At 33.6% G+C, this 1,226-nt stretch carries 4 protein-coding genes; 1 reads left to right on the top strand and 3 read right to left on the bottom strand.

What is annotated here, in order from left to right:
- Window positions 1-402: aconitase family protein (locus BBROOKSOX_RS11250; RefSeq protein ID WP_257607877.1), on the top strand; the 402-nt coding region annotated here is incomplete at its 5' end.
- A gap of 68 nt (window positions 403-470) precedes the next feature.
- Here the strand turns inward: BBROOKSOX_RS11250 and BBROOKSOX_RS11245 are convergent.
- The 3 genes from BBROOKSOX_RS11245 to rpmG form a co-directional block, all read right to left on the bottom strand.
- Window positions 471-641 carry a hypothetical protein gene (locus BBROOKSOX_RS11245; protein ID WP_180324033.1) on the bottom strand — a complete coding sequence of 57 codons (171 nt, stop codon included), beginning with the start codon at window positions 639-641 and terminating at the stop codon, window positions 471-473.
- Window positions 642-653: 12 nt separating this feature from the next.
- Window positions 654-1,091, bottom strand: coding sequence for a hypothetical protein (locus BBROOKSOX_RS11240; protein ID WP_139661928.1), 438 nt, complete (start codon window positions 1,089-1,091; stop codon window positions 654-656).
- Window positions 1,088-1,226: 50S ribosomal protein L33 (gene rpmG / locus BBROOKSOX_RS11235; protein ID WP_139661926.1), on the bottom strand; the 139-nt coding region annotated here is incomplete at its 5' end. The genes rpmG and BBROOKSOX_RS11240, both read right to left, overlap by 4 nt.

Here is a 1,226-nt window from a genome sequence, read left to right as displayed (position 1 = left end):
CTTTGGGTTGCGCCACCCACACGCATGGATGAAGCGCAACTTAAAAAAGAAGGTGTGTATCAAACTTTTGAGTCGCTTACTCAGCATACAGAAATACCCGGTTGTTCGCTATGTATGGGCAATCAAGCACGCGTCAAAGACAATGCCACCGTAGTTTCCACTTCAACACGCAATTTTCCTAACCGCCTAGGGGATGATGCCGATGTGTATTTATCATCCGCCGAAGTCGCCGCCATTGCTGCAAAACTTGGGCGCATTCCAACCGTAGAAGAATACCTATCAGCAATGCAAGGTATAGAGCCAGCATCTAATGATATTTACCAATATCTTAACTTTGACCAAATATCACAATATCAAAAGTCAGTTGGGCACATTGCACTTGATACAATCTTAAAAGAGTAATTAAAAAACCATCAGACAATAAAAAGCCGCTATTAATAGCGGCTTTTTATTGTTAAAAATTTAAAAAATTATGCAGATTTCTTATTGGTCTTTTCTGATTTTTTCCAAAAATCACCGGTATAAAACTGACAGTATTTAAACATTTCGTTATCCGTAAGGTAACCTTTTTTACCGCTCCAGTCTTCTTTTAGCATTGTTACTAACTTGTTTTTTAATTTTTTTTCGTTTATCATTTTCATAAAACTGCCCTCCTAATGCATATGGATTTCTATCCACTTACGATAATTCTCAACCTTCATTATATCTTTATTATCTGCCTGATGTTTAGCAATTACCATAAATATACTATGTATTAATAAATCATCAATATATAACTTCAGTTTCTTAATCTCTTCCCCGCTACAAACAAGTAGCATAGACTCATATATAAACAAGATAATTTCAACTATATCATTTTCATCATTTTTAAAATCAGGATGAAATATAATCTTTAAATTTTTAGCGTACTTAACACATTTTACTTTAATAATCTGAAAAACAGCAATCACTTTGTGATTTTCTACTACTAAATACCAATCATAATCACTTAATTCACTTTCAAATATTGCCTTTTCTGTTAGATCTAAGTAACGCTTCCAATCTTCTAAAATTAAATCATTGGTATCAACTTTTTGATAAGTTAAAGTCACTTAATCTTGGCTTCCTTATACATCACATGCTGTCTTACAACTGGATCAAACTTTTTAACTTCCACCTTTTCTGGGTGTAGTCGTTTGTTCTTAGTTGTTGTGTAAAAGTGACCCGTCTTTGCTGATGATACTAAC

The sequence above is a fragment of the bacterium endosymbiont of Bathymodiolus sp. 5 South genome (assembly GCF_900128535.1).
In the GTDB taxonomy this organism is placed as follows: Bacteria; Pseudomonadota; Gammaproteobacteria; order PS1; family Pseudothioglobaceae; genus Thiodubiliella.
This window is presented reverse-complemented; position numbering and strand designations above follow the sequence as displayed.